The sequence below is a fragment of the Streptomyces poriferorum genome, from assembly GCF_019399235.1.
GTDB classification, from domain to species: Bacteria; Actinomycetota; Actinomycetes; order Streptomycetales; family Streptomycetaceae; genus Streptomyces; species Streptomyces poriferorum.
In genome coordinates this window covers 1-6937 of record NZ_JAELVH010000333.1, presented here as the reverse complement: position 1 = coordinate 6937, position 6937 = coordinate 1, and the positions used below count along the sequence as shown (strand labels likewise).

Here is a 6937-nt window from a genome sequence, read left to right as displayed (position 1 = left end):
GCCGGGTCGCGGTGCGCGAGGAGAACGCGGCGGCGGCGCTGGAGGTCATGAGCCGGTTCGCCGTCGACCCCCGGCTGCTCGCCTACCTTCCGCCGACCATGGCACCGACCGCCACCTCGCAGGAGGAGGGCTATCTGGAGCACCCGGCCGAGGCCTTCGCGCAGTACCGGGCGGACGGCGTGGCCAAGGTCGTGTGCGAGGAGAAGCACATGGGCTCCCGGGCCGTGGCCCTGGTCTGCCGTGACGCGGAAGCGGCACGGAACCGGTTCGGGACCGGTGAATCCGGGACCGGCGACTCCGGCAAGGGCGGCCCGACGGGTGCGCTGCACACGCGCACCGGACGGCCGTTCCTGGACGACCCCGCGCTCACCGAGGCCGTGCTGGACCGGCTGCGCCAGGCCGTCACCGCCGCCGGGCTGTGGGAGGAGTGGGACACCGACTGGGTGCTGCTCGACGCCGAGCTGATGCCCTGGTCCCTGAAGGCGGCCGGGCTGCTCCGCTCGCAGTACGCGGCGGTCGGCGCGGCGTCGGGCGCCGTGTTCCCCACGGCCGTCGGGGCGCTCGAGGCAGCGGCGGCACGCGGTGTCGACGTCGGCGCGCTCGCGGAGCGGCAGCGGGGCCGGGCCGAGGACGCGGCCGCGTTCACCGATGCCTACCGCCGCTACTGCTGGAGCACGGAAGGGCTGGACGGGGTACGGCTGGCGCCCTTCCAGATCCTCGCCGTGCAGGGCCGCTCGCTGGCCTCCGTACCCCATGACGAGCAGCTGGCCTGGCTGGACCGGCTGGTGGAGCACGACCCCACCGGTCTGCTCCAGGTCACCCGGCGGCTCGTCGTCGACACCGCCGACGAGGCCTCGGTCCGCTCGGGTGTCGACTGGTGGCTGGAGATGACCGGCCGCGGTGGCGAGGGCATGGTCGTCAAGCCGCTCGGCGCGCTCGTCAGGGACGGCAAGGACCGTCTCGTCCAGCCCGGCATCAAGGTGCGCGGCCGGGAGTACCTGCGGATCATCTACGGCCCCGAGTACACCCGCCCGGAGAACCTGGACCGGCTGCGCGGCCGCTTCCTCGGCCACAAGCGGTCGCTCGCCCTGCGCGAGTACGCCCTGGGCCTGGAGGCCCTGGACCGGCTGGCCGACGGGGAGCCGCTGTGGCGGGTCCACGAGGCGGTGTTCGCGGTCCTGGCGCTGGAGTCGGAGCCGGTGGACCCGCGGCTGTGACGCGTGCTGCCGGGCCGGAACCGTTCGCGGTCCCGGCCCGGCAGCGGAAACCGGCTGGCGATTCGCCGGGTGAACGCCCTCCCGCGCGGTGAGGATGAGGGCATGGGATTCCATGTCGACTCCGAGGCCGGGCGGCTGCGCCGCGTCATCCTGCACCGCCCCGATCTGGAACTGAAACGGCTCACGCCGGAGAACCGGGGCGCGCTGCTCTTCGACGACGTGCTCTGGGTGCGCCGGGCCCGCGAGGAGCACGACGGCTTCGCGGACGTACTGCGCGACCGCGGCGTGGAGGTGCACCTCTTCGGCGACCTGCTCCGGGAGTCGCTGGAGATCCCCGTGGCCCGGCGGCTCGTGCTGGACCGGGTCTTCGAGGAGAAGGAGTACGGACCGCTGGCCACCGAGCATCTGCGGGCCGCCTTCGAGCAGCTGTCCACCGCCGACCTCTGCGAGGCACTGGTCGGCGGGATGACCAAACGGGAGTTCCTGGAGCGTTACCGCGAGCCGACCTCCGTGCGCTTCCACGTCATGGACCTGGACGACTTCCTGCTCGGGCCGCTGCCCAACCACCTCTTCACCCGGGACACCTCGGCCTGGATCTACGACGGGGTCTCCATCAACGCCATGCGGTGGCCCGCCCGGCAGCGCGAGACCGTCCACTTCGAGGCGATCTACCGCCACCACCCGCTCTTCACGGGCCCCGACGCCGGCGCCTTCCACCACTGGTCGGAGGGGCAGGACGACTACCCCTCCACCATCGAGGGCGGCGACGTCCTCGTCATCGGCCGGGGCGCCGTGCTCATCGGGATGAGCGAACGCACCACCCCGCAGGCGGTGGAGATGCTGGCCCGCGGCCTCTTCGACGCCGGATCCGCCCGGACGATCGTGGCGCTCGACATGCCCAAGAGCCGGGCGTTCATGCACCTCGACACGGTGATGACGATGGTCGACGGGGACACCTTCACCAAGTACGCGGGCCTGGGCATGCTCCGCTCCTACACCATCGAGCCCGGGGACGGGCCGCGTGATCTCAAGGTCACCGACCATCCGCCCGAGCACATGCACCGGGCCGTCGCCGAGGCGCTGGGTCTGGAGTCGATCCGGGTCCTCACCGCCACCCAGGACGTGCACGCGGCCGCCCGCGAGCAGTGGGACGACGGCTGCAACGTCCTGGCCGTCGAGCCGGGCGTCGTCGTCGCCTACGAGCGCAACGCCACCACCAACACCCACCTGCGCAAGGAGGGCATCGAGGTCATCGAGATCCGCGGCAGCGAACTGGGCCGGGGCCGCGGCGGCCCGCGCTGCATGAGCTGCCCAGTGGTCCGGGACCCGGTGTAGGCGCGGCGCGCGGCGCCGGTGAGGTGACGGGAGGCGGCGTGCGGCGCCGGCAGAGGTACCGGGAGACGGCGTGCGGCGCCGGCAGAGGTACCCGGAGACGGCGTGCGCCGCCGGTGAGGTGTCGGGAGGCGGCCTCGGGGGCTCTGTATAGCGATGCGTTGCGTCGTATAGACTTCCAGGGTTACGGTATGCGCCCCTCCGTCCGACCCAGGAGCAGTCACCATGGCCATAGACCTCGCAGGCCGCCACTTCCTCAAGGAGCTGGATTTCACGGCCGAGGAGTTCCGCGGCCTGATCGCCCTGGCCGCCGAGCTCAAGGCCGCGAAGAAGGCGGGGACCGAGGTCCAGCGGCTGCGTGGCAGGAACATCGCGCTGATCTTCGAGAAGACCTCGACCCGTACCCGCTGCGCGTTCGAGGTGGCCGCCGCCGACCAGGGCGCGTCCACCACCTACCTCGACCCCTCCGGCTCCCAGATCGGGCACAAGGAGTCCGTGAAGGACACCGCCCGTGTCCTCGGCCGGATGTTCGACGGGATCGAGTACCGCGGTGACAGCCAGGAGGCCGTCGAGGAGCTGGCGGCCCACGGCGGCGTGCCCGTCTTCAACGGGCTCACCGACGACTGGCACCCCACCCAGATGCTCGCCGACGTCCTCACGATGACCGAGCACAGCGAGAAGCCGCTGGAGCGGATCGCCTTCGCCTACCTCGGCGACGCCCGGTTCAACATGGGCAACTCCTACCTCGTCACCGGCGCCCTGCTGGGCATGGACGTCCGGATCGTCGCGCCGAAGGCCTACTGGCCCACCGACGCCGTCGTCGCGCAGGCCCGCGAGCTCGCGGCGGCGAGCGGGGCCACGGTCACGCTGACCGAGGACATCGCCGAAGGTGTGCTCGGCGCCGACTTCGTCGTCACCGACGTCTGGGTCTCCATGGGCGAGCCCAAGGAGGTCTGGGACGAGCGCATCACCGCCCTCGCGCCGTACGCCGTCACCATGGACGTCCTGCGGGCCAGCGGCAACGACGGCGTGAAGTTCATGCACTGCCTCCCGGCCTACCACGACCTCGGTACCAAGGTGGGCCAGGAGATCCAAGCCCGGCACGGCCTCACCGAGCTGGAGGTCAGTGACGAGGTCTTCGAGTCCGCGCACTCCGTCGTCTTCGACGAGGCGGAGAACCGGATGCACACGATCAAGGCCGTGCTGGTGGCGACGATGGCCACGCGCTGACACGGTCGTACCGCATGATCATGCGCCCAATTGGGTGAACATGCGTACGGGTACTCTCATATGGTCCCCGTTGGTGGGGTTCGAGCTCGCACGCTCGAACCCCATTTTCGTGTCCGGCGACCGGCCCCCCACGGCCGTCGCCGCAACACTCACCCCCCACCTGCACCGCCAGAGATGAGACCACCGCCGTGAGCCCCCTGCGCCTGCCCGGCCCGCCGCACCGCGTCAAGGACCCGCACCAGCTGATCGCCGAGTCCGGCGCCGACCTGGAGGGGCACGGGCTCAGGCGCACCATGGGGCTCTTCCAGCTGGTGTGCTTCGGGGTCGGCGCCGTCGTCGGCACCGGGATCTTCGTCGGCCTGTCCGACAGCGTCGCCGAAGCCGGTCCCGCCGTCGTGCTGTCCTTCGTCCTCGCGGCCGTCACCTGCATCTTCACCGCCTTCTCGTTCGCCGAGCTGGGCAGCGCGATCCCGGTCTCCGGCAGCTCGTACTCCTTCGCCTACGCCACCCTCGGCGAGCGCGCCGCCTTCCTCGTGGGCTGGTGCCTTCTCCTGGAGTACGGCGTATCGGTGTCGGCCGTGGCGGTGGGCTGGAGCCAGTACGTCAACGAACTGCTCGACAGCCTCTTCGGATGGCAGCTGCCGGCCGCGCTCTCCGCCGGTCCCGGCGACGGCGGAGTGATCAACCTGCCCGCCGTGCTCGTGGTGATGATGGCCGCGACGCTGCTGGTGCGCGGCATCCGGGAGAGCGCCGGGGCCACGGCCGCCATGGCCGTCCTGAAGATCACCATCCTGATCATGTTCTGTGTGATCGCCTTCACCGCCTTCGAGCACGACAACCTCACACCGTTCCTGGCCCACGGCCCCGGCGGCGTCACCGCGGGCGCGTCGCTGGCGTTCTTCTCGTACATCGGCTTCGACGCCATCACGACCGCGGGCGAGGAGGTCAGGAATCCGCGACGCAACATCCCGATCGCGATCATGATCTGTATCGGCCTGGTCACGCTGCTCTACTGCGCGGTGGCCCTCGCCGCCATCGGCGCCCTCGGACCGGAAGCCGTCTCCGACAAGCCGGCCGCGCTCTCCCTCATCGTCGATCAGGTCACCGACTCGACCGTCGGCGGCGGAATCATCGCGTTCGGCGCGATCGTCGCCATCGCCTCGGTCGTTCTCGCGGTCATGTACGGACAGACCCGGATCCTGATGTCGATGTCCCGCGACGGCCTGGTCCCGCGGGTCTTCGAACGCGTCTCGCCGCGGACCGCGACACCGGTCGCCAACACCTGGATCGTCGCCGTCGTCTTCGCCGTTCCGGCGGCCTTCTCCTCGCTCGACGTGGTGGTGAACCTGACCACGATCGGGACGCTGGCCACGATGGTGGCCGTGAACGTCGCCGTGATCGTGCTGCGCCGCCGCAATCCGGAGGTGAAGGGCTCGTTCCGGGTGCCGCTCTACCCGCTCAGCCCGCTGCTCGGCGTCGCCTTCTGCGTGTATCTGATGTACGGGACCGGATGGTCGACCTGGGTGCAGTTCGCGGTGTTCCTGGCCGTCGGCGCGGTGGTCTACGCCGGCTACGGGCGCTCCCGCTCACGGCTGGCGCGCGGGACGGAAGGCTGACGAGCGGCCCGGTCAGGAGGCCGGCCGGGCGGGCGACGGCAGGGTGAACCACACCGCTTTGCCGCGCTCCGTCGTGCGGTGGCCGCAGGACGAGCTGAGGGTACGGATCAGCAGCAGCCCCCGCCCGTGCTCCTGCCACGGGTCGGGCATGGCGTCCGGATCCGGACGGGAGAGATCGCCCGGCGGGGCCGGATCGCCGTCGTGCACCTCCACCTGGCAGCCGGTCGGCAGGAGCTCCACCACCAGCTCGACGGGCTCGTCGCCCGGGGTGTGCTCCACGGCGTTGGCGACCAGTTCCGCGGTCAGCAGTTCGGCGGTGTCGCTGTCGGCGGGTGCGCCGGAGTCCGGGTCGATGGATGCCAGCACCGTACGGATCAGTGCCCGGGCGATCGGCACGGCGGCCGCGGTGTGCGGCAGCGTGATCCGCCAGACGGCGGGTGCGGGGGCATCGGACGGCACGGCGGGGCTTCCGTTCGGGAGAGCGTGAACAGTCCTGGGCTCAATGGCTTCGGAGCTCAGAACTTCTTGGTTTCAACCATACGAATCCCCACGACACGGGCAAGGGTCTGCCGACCGGTGCGAACGGGACGTTCGTCACTGGTTCTCCCACTCCGGCTATCGCGTACTCGTGACGGAAGTCACGTACGAGTGATAAATTCGGGGCCAGGCAGCAGCCCGACGGCCGAAGGGGACCACCCTCGATGAGTCCGTTTCCCAGCTCCGCGTCCCGTACGGAGAACTGGCACCATCTGCGGGTCACGACGCAGGACGGCGTCGTCACCGTCACCCTCGCCCGGCCCGAGAAGCTCAACGCGCTGACCTTCGGCGCCTACGCGGATCTGCGCGACCTCCTGGCCGAGCTGTCGAGGGAGCGCTCCGTGCGCGCCCTCGTGCTGGCCGGGGAGGGGCGCGGCTTCTGCTCGGGCGGTGACGTGGACGAGATCATCGGCGCCACACTCGCGATGGACACCGCCCAGCTGCTGGACTTCAACCGGATGACCGGGCTGGTGGTACGGGCCCTGCGGGAGTGCCCGTTCCCCGTCGTCGCAGCCGTGCACGGAGTCGCCGCCGGGGCGGGCGCCGTGCTCGCGCTCGCCGCCGACTTCCGGGTCGCCGACCCCTCGGCGAAGTTCGCCTTCCTCTTCACCCGCGTGGGGCTCTCCGGCGGTGACATGGGCGCGGCCTATCTGCTGCCCAGGGTCGTCGGCCTCGGCCACGCCACCCGGCTGCTGATGCTGGGCGACCCCGTCCGCGCCCCCGAGGCCGAGCGGATCGGGCTGATCAGCGAACTGGCCGAGGAGGGCGGGGCCGACGAGCGGGCCGCGGCGCTCGCCCGGCGCCTGGCCGACGGACCCGCGCTCGCCCTCGCCCAGACCAAGGCACTGCTCACCGCCGAACTCGACATGCCGCTGGCGGCCTCCGTGGAGATGGACGCCGCCACCCAGGCCCTGCTGATGCACGGCGAGGACTACGCCGAGTTCCACGCCGCCTTCGCCGAGAAACGGCCGCCGAAATGGCAGGGCCGGTGACCGGGATGACGCC

5 protein-coding genes and 1 pseudogene are annotated in these 6937 nt (G+C 71.2%); 5 read left to right on the top strand and 1 reads right to left on the bottom strand.

All coding sequences use genetic code 11. From position 1 onward, the window contains the following. The 4 genes and pseudogenes from JGS39_RS34855 to JGS39_RS34840 form a co-directional block, all read left to right on the top strand. Window positions 1-1217, top strand: a pseudogene (locus JGS39_RS34855) (polynucleotide kinase-phosphatase); the annotation flags it as partial. Between the two features lie 102 nt (window positions 1218-1319). Next, window positions 1320-2552 (top strand): arginine deiminase, encoded by a 1233-nt coding sequence (locus JGS39_RS34850; RefSeq protein WP_219573754.1) that lies wholly within the window; start codon window positions 1320-1322, stop codon window positions 2550-2552. 222 nt (window positions 2553-2774) lie between these two features. After that, window positions 2775-3779 (top strand): ornithine carbamoyltransferase, encoded by a 1005-nt coding sequence (gene argF / locus JGS39_RS34845; protein ID WP_219573753.1) that lies wholly within the window; start codon window positions 2775-2777, stop codon window positions 3777-3779. Between the two features lie 188 nt (window positions 3780-3967). Next, window positions 3968-5395 carry an amino acid permease gene (locus tag JGS39_RS34840; RefSeq protein ID WP_219573752.1) on the top strand — a complete coding sequence of 476 codons (1428 nt, stop codon included), beginning with the start codon at window positions 3968-3970 and terminating at the stop codon, window positions 5393-5395. A gap of 12 nt (window positions 5396-5407) precedes the next feature. Here JGS39_RS34840 and JGS39_RS34835 read toward each other — a convergent pair whose 3' ends face one another. Then, on the bottom strand, window positions 5408-5854 hold the full coding sequence (locus JGS39_RS34835; RefSeq protein ID WP_219573751.1) for an ATP-binding protein: 447 nt from the start codon (window positions 5852-5854) through the stop codon (window positions 5408-5410). A gap of 242 nt (window positions 5855-6096) precedes the next feature. Between JGS39_RS34835 and JGS39_RS34830 the strand changes: the two genes are divergently transcribed. After that, complete coding sequence (locus tag JGS39_RS34830; RefSeq protein WP_219573750.1) at window positions 6097-6924, top strand: enoyl-CoA hydratase family protein; 828 nt, start codon at window positions 6097-6099, stop codon at window positions 6922-6924. The last annotated feature ends 13 nt before the right edge of the window (window positions 6925-6937 follow it).